At 51.6% G+C, this 16,679-nt stretch carries 17 protein-coding genes; 7 read left to right on the forward strand and 10 right to left on the reverse strand.

The features are described from left to right. Positions 1 to 49: 49 nt before the first annotated feature. The 6 genes from IFT44_RS19845 to IFT44_RS19870 all read right to left on the reverse strand — a co-directional run bounded on the left by IFT44_RS19845 (position 50) and on the right by IFT44_RS19870 (position 5,944). Complete coding sequence (locus IFT44_RS19845) at positions 50 to 748, reverse strand: DsbA family oxidoreductase (protein ID WP_122797575.1); 699 nt, start codon at positions 746 to 748, stop codon at positions 50 to 52. 3 nt (positions 749 to 751) lie between these two features. Further along, the gene (locus IFT44_RS19850) at positions 752 to 1,342 is read right to left on the reverse strand and encodes a TetR/AcrR family transcriptional regulator (protein ID WP_122797576.1); all 591 of its coding nucleotides are present in this window, start codon (positions 1,340 to 1,342) and stop codon (positions 752 to 754) included. A 93-nt stretch (positions 1,343 to 1,435) separates the two neighbouring features. After that, on the reverse strand, positions 1,436 to 2,209 hold the full coding sequence (locus IFT44_RS19855; RefSeq protein WP_192051342.1) for an SDR family NAD(P)-dependent oxidoreductase: 774 nt from the start codon (positions 2,207 to 2,209) through the stop codon (positions 1,436 to 1,438). 91 nt (positions 2,210 to 2,300) lie between these two features. Beyond that, positions 2,301 to 2,855, reverse strand: coding sequence for an OsmC family protein (locus IFT44_RS19860; RefSeq protein WP_192052840.1), 555 nt, complete (start codon positions 2,853 to 2,855; stop codon positions 2,301 to 2,303). A 364-nt stretch (positions 2,856 to 3,219) separates the two neighbouring features. Then, the gene (locus IFT44_RS19865; protein ID WP_122797578.1) at positions 3,220 to 4,599 is read right to left on the reverse strand and encodes an MFS transporter; all 1,380 of its coding nucleotides are present in this window, start codon (positions 4,597 to 4,599) and stop codon (positions 3,220 to 3,222) included. A gap of 154 nt (positions 4,600 to 4,753) precedes the next feature. Continuing rightward, positions 4,754 to 5,944, reverse strand: coding sequence for a mandelate racemase/muconate lactonizing enzyme family protein (locus IFT44_RS19870; protein WP_192051345.1), 1,191 nt, complete (start codon positions 5,942 to 5,944; stop codon positions 4,754 to 4,756). Between the two features lie 186 nt (positions 5,945 to 6,130). Here IFT44_RS19870 and IFT44_RS19875 point away from each other — a divergent pair, with 186 nt between their 5' ends. The 3 genes from IFT44_RS19875 to IFT44_RS19885 all read left to right on the forward strand — a co-directional run bounded on the left by IFT44_RS19875 (position 6,131) and on the right by IFT44_RS19885 (position 9,520). Then, the gene (locus IFT44_RS19875; RefSeq protein ID WP_192051347.1) at positions 6,131 to 6,820 is read left to right on the forward strand and encodes a GntR family transcriptional regulator; all 690 of its coding nucleotides are present in this window, start codon (positions 6,131 to 6,133) and stop codon (positions 6,818 to 6,820) included. Between the two features lie 544 nt (positions 6,821 to 7,364). Beyond that, complete coding sequence (gene metC / locus IFT44_RS19880) at positions 7,365 to 8,537, forward strand: cystathionine beta-lyase (RefSeq protein WP_122797581.1); 1,173 nt, start codon at positions 7,365 to 7,367, stop codon at positions 8,535 to 8,537. A 95-nt stretch (positions 8,538 to 8,632) separates the two neighbouring features. Then, positions 8,633 to 9,520 carry an EamA family transporter gene (locus tag IFT44_RS19885; RefSeq protein WP_192052842.1) on the forward strand — a complete coding sequence of 296 codons (888 nt, stop codon included), beginning with the start codon at positions 8,633 to 8,635 and terminating at the stop codon, positions 9,518 to 9,520. Between the two features lie 20 nt (positions 9,521 to 9,540). On the opposite strand, the gene IFT44_RS19890 is transcribed toward IFT44_RS19885, so the two are convergent. Continuing rightward, on the reverse strand, positions 9,541 to 10,116 hold the full coding sequence (locus tag IFT44_RS19890) for a TetR/AcrR family transcriptional regulator (protein ID WP_192051353.1): 576 nt from the start codon (positions 10,114 to 10,116) through the stop codon (positions 9,541 to 9,543). A gap of 222 nt (positions 10,117 to 10,338) precedes the next feature. Next, positions 10,339 to 10,926, reverse strand: coding sequence for an acyl carrier protein phosphodiesterase (locus IFT44_RS19895; RefSeq protein ID WP_192051355.1), 588 nt, complete (start codon positions 10,924 to 10,926; stop codon positions 10,339 to 10,341). Positions 10,927 to 11,117: 191 nt separating this feature from the next. Between IFT44_RS19895 and IFT44_RS19900 the strand changes: the two genes are divergently transcribed. Beyond that, positions 11,118 to 11,366, forward strand: a complete 249-nt coding sequence (locus tag IFT44_RS19900) for a CsbD family protein (protein ID WP_192051357.1) — start codon at positions 11,118 to 11,120, stop codon at positions 11,364 to 11,366. Between the two features lie 236 nt (positions 11,367 to 11,602). Here IFT44_RS19900 and IFT44_RS19905 read toward each other — a convergent pair whose 3' ends face one another. Together IFT44_RS19905 and IFT44_RS19910 are read right to left on the reverse strand one after the other, a co-directional pair. Next, entirely contained in the window at positions 11,603 to 12,151 is a 549-nt protein-coding gene (locus tag IFT44_RS19905; protein WP_342030343.1) for an SH3 domain-containing protein, read from the reverse strand. Positions 12,152 to 12,199: 48 nt separating this feature from the next. Beyond that, complete coding sequence (locus IFT44_RS19910; RefSeq protein ID WP_192176458.1) at positions 12,200 to 12,676, reverse strand: hypothetical protein; 477 nt, start codon at positions 12,674 to 12,676, stop codon at positions 12,200 to 12,202. A gap of 393 nt (positions 12,677 to 13,069) precedes the next feature. Here IFT44_RS19910 and IFT44_RS19915 point away from each other — a divergent pair, with 393 nt between their 5' ends. The 3 genes from IFT44_RS19915 (at position 13,070) to IFT44_RS19925 (ending at position 16,582) form a co-directional block, all read left to right on the forward strand. Further along, a complete protein-coding gene (locus IFT44_RS19915) occupies positions 13,070 to 14,233 on the forward strand; it encodes a restriction endonuclease (protein WP_192052846.1) in 1,164 nt (387 codons plus the stop codon). A gap of 51 nt (positions 14,234 to 14,284) precedes the next feature. After that, positions 14,285 to 15,232 carry an FRG domain-containing protein gene (locus tag IFT44_RS19920; protein WP_192052847.1) on the forward strand — a complete coding sequence of 316 codons (948 nt, stop codon included), beginning with the start codon at positions 14,285 to 14,287 and terminating at the stop codon, positions 15,230 to 15,232. Positions 15,233 to 15,523: 291 nt separating this feature from the next. Further along, positions 15,524 to 16,582, forward strand: coding sequence for a DUF4238 domain-containing protein (locus IFT44_RS19925; protein WP_192052849.1), 1,059 nt, complete (start codon positions 15,524 to 15,526; stop codon positions 16,580 to 16,582). Positions 16,583 to 16,679: the final 97 nt, after the last annotated feature.

Raw genomic sequence — 16,679 nt, forward strand, 5'->3', positions numbered from 1 at the left:
CTGTGTCAGGGAAAAGCGGCACCTTGAGAGTGCCGCCATCCAATGCCAGTCAAATTTCGCAGCCATCGATCCCGCAGACCTGGCCCATTGATGCGCTATCCAGGGATTTCGCCTCAGCTGCCATCTGATTCAACGCCTGAAGGAAGGAGGCGTCTGTCTGTGCGCCTGATACCGAGACCGCATTATTGAAGACGAACAGCGGTACGCCGGAACCCAATTGGGCGGCAAACTGTTCATCCGCTTTCATCTCAGCGCGCAGCTCTGCAGATGACCAAGCCAGTTGGATGGACTCATCCGACACACCTGCGCCTTTAGCAATCGCCGCCAAGCTGGCGCGATCAAAAAGGGACTTACCGTGGCTGGTACTCTGCTCGTACAGCGCTTCCACAAGACGCTTTTTTACCTCCGAGTCTTCAACAGCTTTTACCAGCACATGAGCATCCGCAGTATCGCCAAACATCATGGTGTCAAAGCGGTAATCCAGCCCGTCGGCCTCGCCATATTTACTGACAGTACTCATCATCGATAAAGCGGAGTTTGCGTTACCGAGCTTACGCTTCAAGGCCGGAATCATCGGCTCCGGAGCATGGTTGGCAGCCAGCCGATAGGCCCGAACGTTGACCTGTACCTCGTCCTTCTCTGGGAAGCATTCAAGTGCTTTCTCAAAGCGGCGCTTGGCAATCCAGCACCAAGGACACACATAATCAGACCAGATATCGACAACGTATTTTTTCGAAGGAGTTTTCATGATTTATCCTGCACGAAGAAATGAAGACTGAATTGCCACCATTTCAAGCAAATGGTTAAAACCAGCCAAAGGGTCGGTTGATCGACCGAGTGTCCAATCAATGAGGCTGGCTCCCTCCAACATGCTCAGCAGCATGAAGGCGAAGTTTTCAGCGGTTGTTCCCAGTGACCAGTTGTGCTGCCGGACGGCGTCCTCGAGGGTGCTTTGAAGCCAGGCGAGCTGCGAATTGAAGAAATCCCTGGTAAGCCCTTGGAGCGATAAAGGCAACGCAGCCATTTCCGCTGCCAAGGCGCCGCATAACGGCAGCAGCCCCTCATTCGCGCTGATCACGAAAAGTCGGGAAAAAGCCTGTAAGCGCTGCAGTGGCTCGGAATGCATGCTCTCGATTGAGAGCAACGTCTCATTGAATCGAGCGATGTAGTCGTTGATCAGCTCCGCGCCCAGGCACTCCTTGGTAGGAAAGTGATGGTGAATGCTGGCTTTTTTGATACCGATCTTCGCGGCGAGATCAGCGTAACTAAATGCTGAATAACCCTTGGAACGCATCTGGGTTTCCGCATAACTCATAAGCGCAGCTTTTGTCGTGATAGACATTCAGAACTCCTACAGCCAGCACCCTTTCCACCGAAGCAGTGCATTGGAAAAGCGCCTAGCTGGAAGGCGCTACACGCAGTGCTTGCTACGGTATTAGGCGCGTACCGCCATCACCCCTGCGTCCACATCCCAGATAGCGCCGGTCACCCAGGACGTTTTATCGGAGAGCAAAAAGAGGATGGTGTTGGCGACGTCTTCGGGAACACCCACTCGACCCAACGGGTGGAAATCATTCAGCGACTTCATCGCATCCGGGATTGCATCCTTGTCCATGAAGCCTTCATAGATCGAGGTGTGAACAATGCCAGGTGAAACGGCATTGACCCGGATACCTGAGTGAGCCAATTCAACTGCGAGGTTTCGGGTAACTGCATGCAGACCCGCCTTGGCCATCGAATAAGCAGTCGCAGGAGAGCCTGCCAGGGCGGCTTGGGCACCAATCGAACCAACGTTGACAATGGAACCTTCGCGTTTGGCGGCAAGCATGTTCTTGACCACAGCCTGAGTGATGAAGAATGTGGCGCGGTTCAGATCCAGGTACATGTCGTAGTCAGCCTCATCGTGCTCGATGAAAGGCTTGGGAATGAATATGCCTGCAGAGTTCACCATGAAACCAATGTCGCTATGGTTGGCATTGATCTCGTTGCGTACATGATTCATCCCTTCCTCCGTCATGAGGTTGGCAACGATCACGGATACGTTCCCCAGCGGACTCAGCTCGGCACGCACAGTCTCGGCTTTATCCTGTTTGCTGCCGGTGATAACCACGCTCCCGCCCGACTTCAAGAACTGGCGAGCTGTTTCCAAGCCCATGCCACTCGTGCCGCCGACGACCAACAGTTTTTTGCCTTTAAAAAAATCGTTCATTGCAGACTCCGTTTATCCAGATTTCATTGAGGGTGGCACCGGCAAGCAAACTGCCGGTGCACGCCTGGCTCGGATGTGACAAGGCTTGGGATCAGCCCTCACGCACTTCGAGGGTTGGCACCATGCGAATGGCTCTGGAGAAGTTTGCGTAGTTGACCGATGTCTTGAGCACCAAGTTGTGCAGCTCTTCCACACGCTCACGCGAGGCGTCGGTGTGCAGGCGAATGACAACACTGACTTCGTCGTAGCCTGGGTTAACGCTTTCGTCGATGCCCAGGAAGCCGCGCAGGTCGAGGGTGCCGTCAGTCTCGATCTCCAGGCTGTGAATTTTGATGCCCATCATCGCGGCATTGGCGGCATAGCCGACCGACATGCAGGCGTTGAGAGCAGCCATCAGCAGCTCCTGAGGGTTCGGCGCAGTGTTTTCACCCAGCAATTCATTTGGCTCGTCGGCAACGATTTCGAAATCACGCGAGTAGGTTTCACCGGCGAGGCTGTAGCGGCTTACTTTGGCCACGGAGCGGGTCTGGCCTTTCCACGCGGTCTTAACGTTGAAGCTGGCGTGGCGCTTGTTCGCATTCTCAGCAACACCTTGAGCAAACTGTTGCAGGGCAGCTACGTCAATACCGTTCAGGTTGTTAGTCATTTGGTAAATCCTTTAGGTTACGTAAGGTCGCTTGAATGAATCGCTGACCAAACAACCCTACCAACTAGATGGTTTGCTTGCAAGGAGTTTAGCCAAAATTCTTAAGCAGGTAGCTGTAGAGACCAGCATATTGGAGTGCGCATCGAGGCCTCTCCCCGCGAGTAAATCCAGGCTAATCAATGGGATAGGGCGATGACTGGTCAAGAATCAGAGAGATAGCGCGGGAGGAAATCAGCGGCTTCCACATCCGCTGAGCGGCTGTGTGAAAGGGAAATAACGATTAGAAAATGCTGACAGGGATGTGCTCTGTTCTTGCCCGAGCCGTGCAGTGCCAAGCCATACGCTGTCTTGGCACTGCACGATTTCAGTGGGTCTGCCCCGCGTGCAAATTTCTACCTACAGTAGCTTGAAAGTCTTTACGCGGTATCAGTGCTGCAGGAATGCCCTTCAACAAGAGAACAGCTCCGCATGCAAGTACAGCTGAGAAAATGCATAGGCCGTAGTTTATGGATCCGGTAGTGATCTTGATCCAACCGATCACAGCTGGACTGGTGAAACCGCCCAGCAAGCCAATGGAATTAATTGCGGCGATTCCACCTGCTGCCGCAGAACCGGACATGTAGGAGGTTGGAATTGTCCAGAAAACGGGCATCGCAGTGAGTATGCACGTAGCTGCTAGCGTGATCGCGCCCAAAGAAACCACCAAGCTTTGGCCGAACCACACAACCATTAAAAGCCCGATGCAACCACCGAACATACACACAGCCAAATGCCAACGGCGCTCCTGTTTCTTGTCAGAGTGTTTGCAAATCAAGATCATTCCAATTACGCCTACGATATAGGGTATTGCAGTCAGCAGGCCTATATTTACTGCGTCGGAAATTCCGTGCTCTCGAATCAGAGACGGCAACCAAAAGCTTATAATGTACAAGCTAGCCGAGATAGAGAAGTAAACAGCGCCGAGAATATAAAGTCGATAATCCTTCAGTGCTGCACCAAAATGATGAGTCTTCCCTTTATCACTTGAGTTCTCTTCCGCCAAGGCGTCAACAACAATGCTCTTCTCGCTGTTACTGAGCCAGCTGGCTTCGTTAGGACTATTCGAGAGCACAAAGAATACAGAGATACCCAATATAAGAGTGGGGATTGCCTCAATCACGAACATCCACTGCCAGCCCCGGTAGCCGAGCACACCATCCATGTGGGCTAGCAGCCAACCCGAAACGGGCCCGCCGATGATTCCTGCAACTGCGATTGCGGACATGAACATCGCAATGATTTTTCCCCTCATTGCAGACGGATACCAGAATGTCAGGTAAAGGACGATTCCTGGGAAGAACCCAGCCTCAAACGCACCTAGAAGAAATCGTGCAATATAGAATTGCATTGGTGTCTGGATAAACGCAAAGCTGCCCGAGATTAGTCCCCAAACAATCATGATGCGCATTAGCGTAAGCCGGGCGCCAATTTTCTCCAGAATCAGATTGCTAGGTATTTCGAACAGAAAATAGCCTAGGAAGAAAATTCCAGCACCCAACCCGTATACAGCGTCTGAAAAATTCAAATCCTGTTTTATATGAATGGCCGCAAATCCGATGTTCACACGATCAAGATAGGCGAAGACGTAACATATAAAAAGAAACGGAATTAGGCGGAGCGTGATTTTTCTGTAGATATCGGGCGCCTGCACGCAGCCATCCGCGTTACATTTCTCTTGGCCGCTCACAGCATTTGATTTATTCATGATGATGCCCACCTGAACCGAAAGGCATCAAAGAAGAGTGCGGTTTTGAGTTCGTAGGCTTGAAGATTCTTGTCGCTGTAAATTGAGAGGTTGTCATTTTTATTCTCCCGTTAGTTTGATTGCGAGGAGTGATCCCCCTCGCTTTAATTAGCTGTTACAAGCCTAGGTATCCTTTAAAAGCTCGAGCAGGGCGGGCTCGCATCATGTCTTCGATTGGATCACATCCCCAACCTGGAGTGTCAGGCACAACCATTGCGCCATTTTTGATCTCCGGTATATAACTAAAAAGATCCTTGTCCCACGCCAAGCGATCAATATCATGCTCCATGATCCTGAGGTTCGGAACCGCAGCCGCGAAGTGCACGTTCATCATTGTTGCTTGATGGCTATAAAAATTATGAGGCGCGACATTTACGTCTAGTGCATCGGCCACATGCGCAATCTTCATGGATTGCCACACTCCATTCCAAACTGCATCAATGATCGCAACGTCAACGGCTTGAGCTTGTAGATACGGTAGGAACTGACGTATGCCGAACAGCGTTTCGCAGGCTGCGACTGGTGCGTGGCTTTGCGAGCGTATGTATGCGAGGGCTTGGGGATTATAACTGTCCAGTTCTATCCAAAAAAAATCATAGTCACGCAGCGCTTTGATGATCTTCACGAACCCTTCAGTTTTGAAGTTGAAGTTTAAGTCGATCAAGAGCTCCGTGTCTGGGCCCGCACCTGCTATCAAGGCATCAAGGTGGGAGCGCACACTCGTGACCAGCTTCTTATCCAGGTTCAGGGAAGGCTCGTACGGGGCCGCGAATCCTGGCATCCACTGCCGAATACCGCGCTCGTCATGGACGAACAAATTTGTCTTAACCGCCGGGACTCCCAGCTCGCGTGCGTCCACGCCAGCCTGCGTAACCCCACTCAGATCGGTGATGACCGGACTGTAAAATTTTGGATGGTTGATGCGCCAGGTAGCGCAATGCGACCAGTACACAGGGATGCTATCTCTGTGCTTTCCGCCCAGAAGCTCGTAGCACGGTACTCCCAGCGCCTTCCCTTTGAGATCAAGAAGCGCATTCTCGAAAGCCCCGAGAGCTTCTGCCGCCAGTCCGTGGGGAGCTGGTCTCAAGGTCGCAGCAAGTGGGCCAATCACCGCTTCGTGACCCAAAACTGACTGCCCTATAAGTCTGGGCGCAATTTTTTCGATCACGCCAGTGAGGCCAGCGGGCCCGAATGCTTCATCGTACTCGGCCCACCCTACAGTCCCATCGTCAGCAACGATCTTGAGGTAATGGTAATTCCGCCAACCTGCGTCACAAGCAATAGTTTCGATCTGTTCAATACGCATTTTTATTGTTCTCCAAGGCCATATCGTCCAACAGTTAATTGTTAACAATCGACGAAATCGATCCTAGGCCCAAAGCTTTGGCTCGTCAACACCCTCTCGATGATCCCCATTCCCAGCGGGGACGGATGCTAGAAAAGCGAATTGTTAACTGTTGACAGCCACCACCTCGGTTGCCACTATCGTGGCATGAACCAGAAAAATGCCCTGTCCATTTCCGGCGAAAATATCGACCGCCGCAGCCTCGACCGTAAAGCAGCAGACTGCATCCGGGATGCCATAATTTCTGGACAGCTTCCCCTTGGGTCTCGTCTTACCGAGATCGGCTTGGCGACACAGGTCGGCCTATCCCGCTCGACGATACGAGCGGCTTTGCACCGGTTAAGCGGAGAAGGATTGGTGGTTCAGCACGCGTATACGGGGTGGGAGGTGTTTTCGCTCTCATCTCACGATGCGCGCGAACTGTACACCCTGCGGAGCTGCCTCGAAGGTCTGGCTGCCAGGCTTGCTGCGGAAACTATCGATGCGGTCGGTAAGACCACCTTGCTGGCAGCACTCAAGACTCTTGAGGTCGCAATTGAAGTCAAAGACTGGCGCGGGATTGCTGAGGCAGATCTGGCGGTGCACAAGCTGATCGTATCGATTGCCGGCCATCGTCGGCTTCTCGAACAGTACGCGCTGATCATTGATACAGTGTTACTCTATATCCTCCACACCAACAGGATGGTCGAGAGTGCAGAGTCGATCTACCCAGAACACAGGGCTTTAGTAGACGCAATTGTGTCTGGTGACAGCATTTTGGCTGAGCGCTTAGCGGCAGACCACGTCACTTCCCACGGACAAAGGCTTGCGAAATCCTTGGAGGCTACCGGGCATTGAGCTTGCCCTGCGTAGCTCTGAAGATCGAAATGTAACTGTGGCTTCTGGCCCTCTAACCGGTTTCATGCTGCGAGCGGAACTCACTGTCACCATAGACCGACCATCAGACTAAAAGCGCCAGCAGATCTCCGTTCAGGATTGCGTAACCAGCAACGCCTTATTGGATTGGCATCGAATCACGTGTAAAAGCTCACGGCCCCCTAGGCGAATCCTCGACTTCCTCTAGCCACCCCATCGTAATTTCAGATCGATCCTCCGCTCCCTCATTCCCTGACATCGAGTCAGGAATACCCGAGTTCATATCCAGTTCCGCCGTGTGGGCTACGTTCATCACGAACCAACCTGCCCAATCCGCCGAAGCATGCTCCACATCACCGCGTGCCCACCAACCCATCGCCGAAGCGCTGCCGAGGATGAACTTAGTCAAAAGGCGCTAAAAGACTACCTAATGGTAGACATTTAAAAAATGTAGATTAGTATGCGAAGGAAGCGATAGGAATCTCAGCCGACACTCACCCACAATCGTGGTCATCCGGAAGCTCGTATGAATACCTACAAGAATGCATCAACCCTTTTGGCCCACGCGTCAATTGACCCGGAGCAGCATCACGGTTTTGTGAATACACCTGTCTACCGAGGCTCCACCGTCGCGTTTCCCACATGTGAATCGATGCGTGAAGGGCGTCAGAAATACGCCTACGGACGCTGGAACAATCCCTCTACCGAGGCTCTCACCCAAGCCATCCAGCTTTTGGAAGGGGCAGAAGGCACTGTTCTATGCCCTTCAGGGCTCTCGGCTTGTACAACTGCCATACTTTCAGTAGTGGGAATGGGTGATCATATTTTGATCGCTGACAACGTGTATGCTCCTATCAGAGCCTTTTGTAAGCAGGTGGGTGAGCGTATGGGGATCGAAGTGTCGTTTTACGACCCCACGATAGGGTCAGGCATCAATGATCTCCTTCGATTCAATACCAGAGCCATCTACCTTGAATCGCCAGGCTCACTGACGTTAGAAATACAGGATATCCCAGCGATAGCCAAAGTTGCTCATGACAATGACATTCTCGTCATTGCAGATAATACATGGGGCACGCCGCTTTACTGCCAATCGTTAGAGCTTGGCGTAGACCTATCAATCATGGCAGCAACCAAATACATCGTTGGCCACTCAGACGCAGTTCTTGGCACCGTGTCCGCATCCAAACGTGCATGGGAGAGTCTTAAGCAATACCATTTCAGCATGGGTTTATTTGCTAGCCCTGACGATGTGACGCTAGCTCTTCGGGGAATGAGGACGCTTGATGTGCGACTGGAGCGACACTATATAAATGCAACAATAGTAGCCAAGTGGCTGGAGAGCCGAGAGGAAGTAACCGGGGTCTATTATCCTGCATTGGAGTCTCATCCCCAACACGAATTGTGGAAGCGAGATTTTAAAGGGGCATCTGGTTTGCTGTCGTTTACGACAACGCCTTCTTCGCAGTTAGCTGCTGACGCTATCCTGGACAGCCTATCGCTGTTTTCAATTGGTTACTCCTGGGGTGGCTTTGAAAGCTTGGCAATGATGGCAGATCCAAAGCCTGTCAGAAGCGCTACACGCTGGGAAATTGATGGTCATTTGATCCGACTCCACATTGGTCTTGAGGATCCATACGACCTTATCGCGGATCTTGAGAATGGCTTTGCGCAATTTAACAAGTTGCGTAATCAGTAGTAGCTGATATTTCTTGAAAAGTGCATCAGGCACAGTTTCAACCGGACTGCGCTCCAAGACAGGTAATACCGTATTCGTTCAGTTAGGAGCGTTTGGTGCCGCAGCAAACAATTAAGAAGTTTTCTTTCAATGGCACCAGAAAAGTAATTCCCCTTACGATTCTGGCCATGCTAGCCTTTGCAGCCAACTCGCTACTATGCCGACTTGCACTCCGTCACACTGAAATAGATCCTACATCTTTTACACTGATACGGTTATTAAGCGGGGCTGTTATGCTCTGGGTCATTGTAGCAATTAAAGGTGTTCGCGCCCGCCGCTCTGGAACTTGGCTTGGTGCCTTCACATTATTTGTCTACGCTTTCGCTTTTTCATACGCGTACGTACATTTGGAAACTGGAGCAGGCGCACTCCTGCTGTTCGGTGCAGTACAACTCACCATGCTAGGATACGGGTACTACAAAGGCGAAAGGATGCAAGCCGTAGCGATTCTGGGCCTCGTACTCGCCATAGGAGGGCTGGTTGCCTTACTGCTCCCAGGAGCGACATCGCCTGCACCGGCTAGTGCTGCACTAATGGCGCTTTCAGGTGTTGCATGGGCCATCTACTCCTTAATTGGCAGGCAATCGAATGACCCGCTCGCTTCAAGCGCATGGAACTTCCTGAGATCCATCCCCTTCATGCTTTTGGCCTCAACACCTTTCCTAGGTCACCTGTCCATCGATCTTACAGGTGTTCTTTGTGCGATTGGTTCAGGCGCGATTGCTTCGGGACTAGGTTATGCGATTTGGTACGCAGCCTTGCGTACGCTTTCCTCATTCCAGGCCGCCTCCATCCAGCTGAGCGTTCCTGTATTAGCATCGCTGGCGGGAGCTCTAGTTTTAAACGAAAGCCTCACCTCTCGTTTAGTGATCACATCACTTGCCGTACTGGGAGGCATCGGTCTAATACTGAGCGGTAAACGTTCAGCGGAATCACGCCGGTGAAGAGCCTGCCAATAAGGCTCTCAATGCTTAGATTGAGGAGCTAAAAGCCCGGCCAGAATCAAATCAAACCCAGAAGACTTCTGATAATCATCGTTCATGGCCCACGAGACAAAGCTTGCACCCTCAAGAGTGTTCAGCATGAACCTCGACACCTTCGTAACATCCAGATCGGCTTTGAACTCACCCAACGCTTGGCCATGAGCAAGGTTCCCTTGGAGCCAGGTGAGATGGATTTCAAAAAAATCCTTGGTCAATGTCCGTAGACTTTCCGGCAGGGCCAAAAGCTCTGCGGCCAAAGCACCACAGAGGGGAAGCATTCCATTCTCACTGCTATTCGAGAACATCAAGGCAAAGGCTTTAAGTCGGTCGACGACGCAGGTATTTTCGTCATTGATAGCGTCTAGCTGATTTTTGAAACGAAACAGGTAGCTTTCGACGATGGCAACCGCCATGCCTTCCTTGGTAGGAAAGTGGTGGTGAATACTTGCCTTCTTGATACCGATGTCTTCTGCCAGATCGGCATAGCTGAAGGCCGCATAGCCCTTTGTGCGCAACAGGATTTCAGCGCTGGTCAAAAGGTCTGAACGTGTACTCATGATGCGGCATCCGAATTTGTCATCCGGACATCATAAATTAGTCACTCCTCATAAGACAGCTTTCGCAATGAGCAGCACCGCGCTACCTGATGTGTGAAGCGCTCTGAAATGCCAGCCACAACAGGTTAGCGGCTGTGAGCGTTCATTGCTGGCCGAGATCATCAAGCGATGTCGGTCGCCCAAGCTCCGCTTTGAAGAGACTGCTCGCTGCCCCCAGCGTCCTCACATGACTTTTGCGTCTCCAGGCACACGCGTAAAAGCTTGGAGTGCTGGGTAAAAATCGCTGAAGTCTGCGCTCAGCAGCTCATAGTTACCTTCTAGATGTTCGAACAACCCATCAAGGCCCTCTGGTCTGGAGAGGCGCTTCGAGATTACGCCCAGGCCATATCCAATCATTTCAATGTCTCTGTAGGCGCACAGCCAGTCCTCCGAGATCATCAAGGGCTCGACCTGCGCCAGTGACGAAGGAAGGTTAGGCTCTGCCTCCAAGATCCCGTAGATCTGCTGCGCGAAGTCATCCAGCGGGACGTTAGAGTATTGCTCCCAATCGCGCGCGAGGCAGTGGTCAAAAAACATATCGAGAGCGATCCCGGCATAGCGCCTTTTCTCGCTGGGAAATCGTGACAGCGCTCGCTTGACGACCCGGTGGGCGTCAGTGAATGCATCAATCGTGCGATGCAGCTGAATCGCCGCCTCAATTTTAGGAGAAAAGCGCCCTGCGAGTGGGCCTTTAACAAAGTCCCCGTAAAGGCTACCCAGGAGCTCGTCAGACGACTGCCCCCCAAGGTGCAGATGAGCCAAATAATTCATCCAATGCCCCTCCATGCAGGTAGCGGTCGACAGTCAAGATAGCAGACTCGCAAATGTCCTATCTACTAGATGGGTACGTCCCAGGGCTTTATCAACTTTGAACGTATTTTGAAGCTCATCCCCCTAAAGCTCTGCACATCGCCGCTAGCTCAGCTGAATCTGAGCTGCTCACTCACGAAGGTATTGAAATCATGAAAAGCGAACAGGTTGAAGGCGTTATAGAGAAGGTTGCCGGCAAAGCTCAAAGCGCAGTGGGAAAACTACTGGGTGATTCGAAGATTGAAGCCGAAGGTGCGGGACGCCAAGCTGCTGGCCAGCTGACTCAAACCTATGGCGATGCGCTTGATAGCGTGTCCAAATTCGCGAAAGAAAAACCAGTGGCTGCAATCGCGATTGGTGCAGTAGCCCTGCTGGTACTTAACCGGCTCCTGCGCCGCTGATCCAGGTTGATTCAGGCAGAAAGGACTCTCCAATAGAGAGCTGCCTCCTGCGCTCATCCTCCCGCCCGTTGATCCTGCCCATCGGTCGGCAACGGGGGCGGTTGTACCGATCCAAAGCCAATACCCCGTGATCGGCAGGGAAGTTTATCGTGACGTTACAGCATGATCTATTGGGCGCTCTGCCAACGGGTCTGCGAAATCACTGATCTTCGTGAAGACCGTCATCAGATAATGGCTCAAACGCCGTAGCGTTTGTTTCCTCCCGACGTTATGCAGTACCGACCACCGCGAGGCCCGATGCACACGTTGCCCGATGAACAAGGACAGGACGAGCCGTACGCGGGAATCTTTTGGCGAGAAGGCTGTACTGGCTGAGTCACTGGTTTGGGTTTCGAAACTACGTAGCAGCCCGACCCGCTGCAAAGGCTTTTCAACGAAAGCCATTGGGAAGACTGACTATCAGTGCTGATGCGCGCCCATTCATTCCGGGTCTCGAAGACCTGAACCTTTTCCCCACGCTTCAGCTTCGAGACGACCTTACCGCCTGGTTGATCCCGGACATTGAGATTATCAGCACTTACAAAGTGCTCAGTCGCAGAGGCAAGAGCCGGCGCAGAGGACTGAGCTGGCGAAATTGACGTTAGCGTATTTGGCGTGCTTGGGACGCTCGGTTGTACCGGCGCAGGAGGGGCGTCTTTCTTCCCCATTCCCCACAGAACCGCAAAAAGAATCAGAAGCGGGACAAACCATGGTTGGGACTTCTTGCGCATATCCATTGCTCTCATTCAGCACGTGTTACACAGCTGTCTTCCTGACCAACCTGACGTCATCAGCTATTGCGAGCTTAGCCAAGCTTCCACTTTTTGCAGCCTGTCCAGTTCCGAAAGCTTGGGCTTGCCAAGATCCAGTAATTCAAGTAGCCGACTTCTCGCCTCAAGGGATGGAAACCATTCGACGACCTCCACGTTGCAGTGCCTTGAATCACTGATCGCCCATTTCACTACCATGGCTGCTGCGGCTCTGTAGTGGTCAGCCATGAAGAGTCTTCTGTCCTCGACGAGCCAGCCACGCTCCTTCAGTTGTTCGGTCACGTCAGTGATGCCCGTGTCGCCAAAAAACGCATCGGTGTCTGGATAGTGAATCCCTGCAAGCGACACCTTTGCAACGCCCGAATCTCGGTCGAAGTAAGACAGGAAATGCCATCCACCAGTGGTGCACCCTGAGTGAGGGAAATTGATAGCGGCCTTACCAGTTATGTAGTGCAGGCGAGAAACGCGTCTGAAGCCAAAATCGAAGAGTGGCTGGGTCATGAGTAGGCTCGCTTCCTTCGTTTAGAGACCTACCGTAGGCCGCTACTCGCCAGCCGTAAAGAGGCGATAGGTACGTTCAGCATGATCTGGCTCTTCACTATCTCCGTGCTCAGGCCGGCAGCAGGGAGTATGCGATTCCAGGTCGTATAGTTCAGTAAATCGATTGCACGCTGAACAAGCAAGGGGCCTCCATAGGAATCATGTCGACCAGCTAGGAGCAGGCGATACTCTGATCGCTCTGTCCGTGATTGGGCGCTTCTACGGTATCCTCAAGACTTGATCCAAGACGGCTGTGTCACGCTCGGCAGGATGGACGAGCTGAAAGCACTGAGCTATGTTCGCTTGCAAGAGAAACGCGAGACCCCGCGATGACTCAGGAAAGGAATCGACGCGATGATTTATCAATGCAATGGATGCAGCAGGACTACTTTCGAGACGGCATGTCCATGGTGCATGGGCTCCCAGGTTTCTCCATCATCAGAGCTCACTCTGCGACACCTCACACCGCTGGATCCTTCGTTCTACCCTGATTTTCAGTACAGATCTAAAGGTTTGATTCAGGACTTCTTTGGTAAGAAGAAAGAGCAAGCCCAGCTCAACGACCTCTTGAACAATGTCTTGAGAAAATACGCGGAGCTGAAGCATCCATATTTCACAAACTTCATCCACACGACCCGCGAGAGTGCAGGTAGCGGTGATGACGCCGGCGTGCCTGGCCCACGCTTGGATGGTGTCTATAGCGAAAGAGAACTGTTCAGGGAGGTTTTAATTCGCAAAGGCTTTGATGAGCTCGAAGGCCTTCCATCTCTCATGGACAAGCTGTTGCAAACAACCGCCTTCAACTCAGTCTACCTGGGTTTTTCGAGAGAACTCACGCGCCACATCCGTGCAGACCTGGCCGACACCTTACGCTCTTGGATTGAAGAGGCTGGGACGACGTTTAGGTCTGATCTGGCTCTGTTCTATTACTACCTGTGGGAAAATGACATTACATTCCCAAATGTCCAATGCAATCCCCAAGCGGCTTCGACATCTGGTGTGCCACTTCTCCCGCTACAGGTATTTAGGACTGGCCTGAGCCTCTGCGAGGAGATCTATTTCGACATTCTCGTGGAGCGGCTAGGGTCTCGGCTGGAGCATTTCAACCCTAATCAGTTCATCACTATGTACCTGGTAGATGCCATGGATGGGTTTCAGTTTGAAGCCTTCCTGGTTGAGATCTTCCAGACCATTGGCTATGACGTTAAAGAGACGAAGAAAACTGCTGACCAGGGCGCCGATCTTTTCGTTACCCGGTTCGGTAAAAACATGGTGATCCAGGCAAAAAACTATTCGGGCTCTGTAAACAACGCAGCAGTGCAGCAAGCAATCTCTGCTAAAGCCTTCTACGGATGTGACGAAGCGATGGTCGTCACTAACTCCTATTACACGAAATCAGCGAAGGAGTTGGCCAGCACTGCGGGCGTGCGACTAATCGACCGCGATGGGCTCCAGAGCTATCTTGATGACTACAACCAGAAGCTTATTGAGGTCTTCCAGGCTGAAGAAGGAGCATAACCTCAACTTAATCCAATACATCAACCAAAAACAACGCAACGGAGATGCGCTATGACAGCAGATGCTTTTTGGAAGCCATTTGAAGTAGAGATAAAGGACTTCGACGGCCTGGTGCAGGTTATTAATCAGGTGATGGACAAAGCAGTAGAGAAAAACATAAATTTCGCTTGGCGCGGGCAAGTCGACGCTAGTTGGGCACTACATAGTTCTCTGTACCGCAGAATGAATATTACTCGAGATAGGGTTCTTCCAGAAGATGATATTGAAAGGGCTGAAGGGGAAATACTCGTTGAATTACATCGGTGGGGTCTCCATTCATCCAATCATGGTGGCAGGCTATCAGTGCTAAAGCAACTCGCTATGCTGCAGCACTATGGTGCGCCTACGAGGTTAATTGACATTACGTTCAATGCTTGGGTTGGTGTATGGTTTGCAGTAGAGGAAAAATGGAGTAACGGAGTTCTGAATGAAGACGTGGACTCCAGGCTTTTTGCATTCGATATTACAGACAGACTGATCAATGAGAAGGCAGAGTTTAGGCCTTGGGAAGACTCCTATCATCGACCATGGAAGAGTGGTGCCATCGACGATCTAGATAGAAAGGAGTGGACTACGTCAGTTTACGCCTGGAAGCCTTCGAGTTTGGATGCACGAATTGCAGCTCAAAATGGAGGCTTCCTTTTTGGAGGTGTTCCTGCAAGTAGTAAGCCGGATAATAAAAAGTTTCAGTTCCCCAAATCCCCCAATTGTAACGATGGATGGTGGTCGATTGAGGAGGGGCGAAAAGCCTGTTGTATTGCTGCCAGGCCTCATGTTTTTGAATCGATTAAAGGTAAACGTCCTGGGCCGGGTGCACTTTACACTTTTAGGATTAGGGCAGCTGCTAAGGCGGACATAAGGCAGCGACTGGAAAAACTATTTGGGTATAAGCACGCGACTATATATCCTGATTTTTCTGGTTTTGCCTCATTTGCTGCCCCCCACATAAAAAGCTATTAGTTTTTCAATCATAATGCGTCTGCTTTTAGTTTGTTGGGCTTGGTAAGTATGAAAAATTATAATTCGACTCACCCTAGCTTTAGCAGCCGGCGCGCAGGCCACTATGGTCAAACCCAAACCCAAACCCAAACCCAAACCCAAACACGGGCGACGTTGCCAAGTTCAGCATCCGAACAGGGCTTCAGTCAGTGCGATGCAATGTCACCACGCTGTTTAATAATGCTCCTTGGGGCTAATGATGTGATGCTTATGTCTCCATGCGGGTTTTATCGCTCAAGGTAAGGATGGGATATGTCAGGGATACGGCAGCACTTCATTCCAAAGTTTTTGCAGAAGGGGTTCAGATCTACATGTAATGGCAAGATAGTCCGGTGTTGGGTATACGAAAAGAATAAGCCCCCCAGATCCGCGAATATTCAGGACGTGGGACTTGAGAGGTATTTCTATGCCGTTGACGGTGAGCCAGATCTTGACGATAAGATTACAGACGCGGAACAGGACGTATACGCACCTTTGGTAGACCACCTACGTGCCGGCAACCTCAACGCTGCCGTGATCGAGAACATTCCAGGATTGTTGGCTCACTTAGAAATCAGAAGCCGCCACGTCCGCCTGAATATGCAAAACATGGTCGATGAGTGCGCCACCCGCGTCCTTGATCATCTCTCCGATCCTGTAAACATCGGCGCGTTGAGCAGAAAGCATTTCAGACCAGACTCAGCCATCTTTGACAAGGCTTTGGCCGAGCAAGGCATCAGTCAGCAGCAGATTCAGGCTTTGCTCGCCATGGATGAATCAGCGCTTGAACGGATATTCGAACCCCTCGTAGATAATTTTGCATCTCTGATTCCAGCCCATTTGAGTCGTATCAAGTCCGCGATTCCCAACATGATAAAAGGTAGCCATGTCCGCATGCTTAACGAGTCTATCTCGCCAGCCGCGCGCGCCTATCGCTTCAGCTCGCTTCACTATGCATTTCACAAATTTGAGCCTGGCGATCTTCCTTTGGGGGACTCTGTCCTTCTGTTTCATGTTAGCGGTGAACGATCCTTCAAGCCATTTTTGGACAAGGATGATGAGCTTGTTCACGTGGTGCTGCCACTTGCGTCAGACAGATACCTTCTGGGGGCAAAAGATGCGGCTCGTTCATTGCCTCCCCACAAATTGCCACTGGAAATAGCTAGGTGCTCAATGCGGTATTTCATCTGCGCACATCAGAACGATCAAGCTGCCGATCTTCAAGCGGAGATAGGGAGCAATGCCAGCTGGCTTTCACCGAGAGAGATGAGCACGTTACTGGGCGAAGTGCTCCTAGGGTTTACGGCTGCGCAAAGGACGCCAAACCGCTGACCTGTACAGGAAACGCTGCAGTTGGATTACCAGCCTCCCGCAACGCGCAAGAGAGTGGCAGAGTAAGTAGCTGGACGTGGGGTACAAATATTCTCTA

This window comes from Pseudomonas sp. CFBP 13710, from assembly GCF_014842235.1.
Classification (GTDB): Bacteria; Pseudomonadota; Gammaproteobacteria; order Pseudomonadales; family Pseudomonadaceae; genus Aquipseudomonas; species Aquipseudomonas baltica.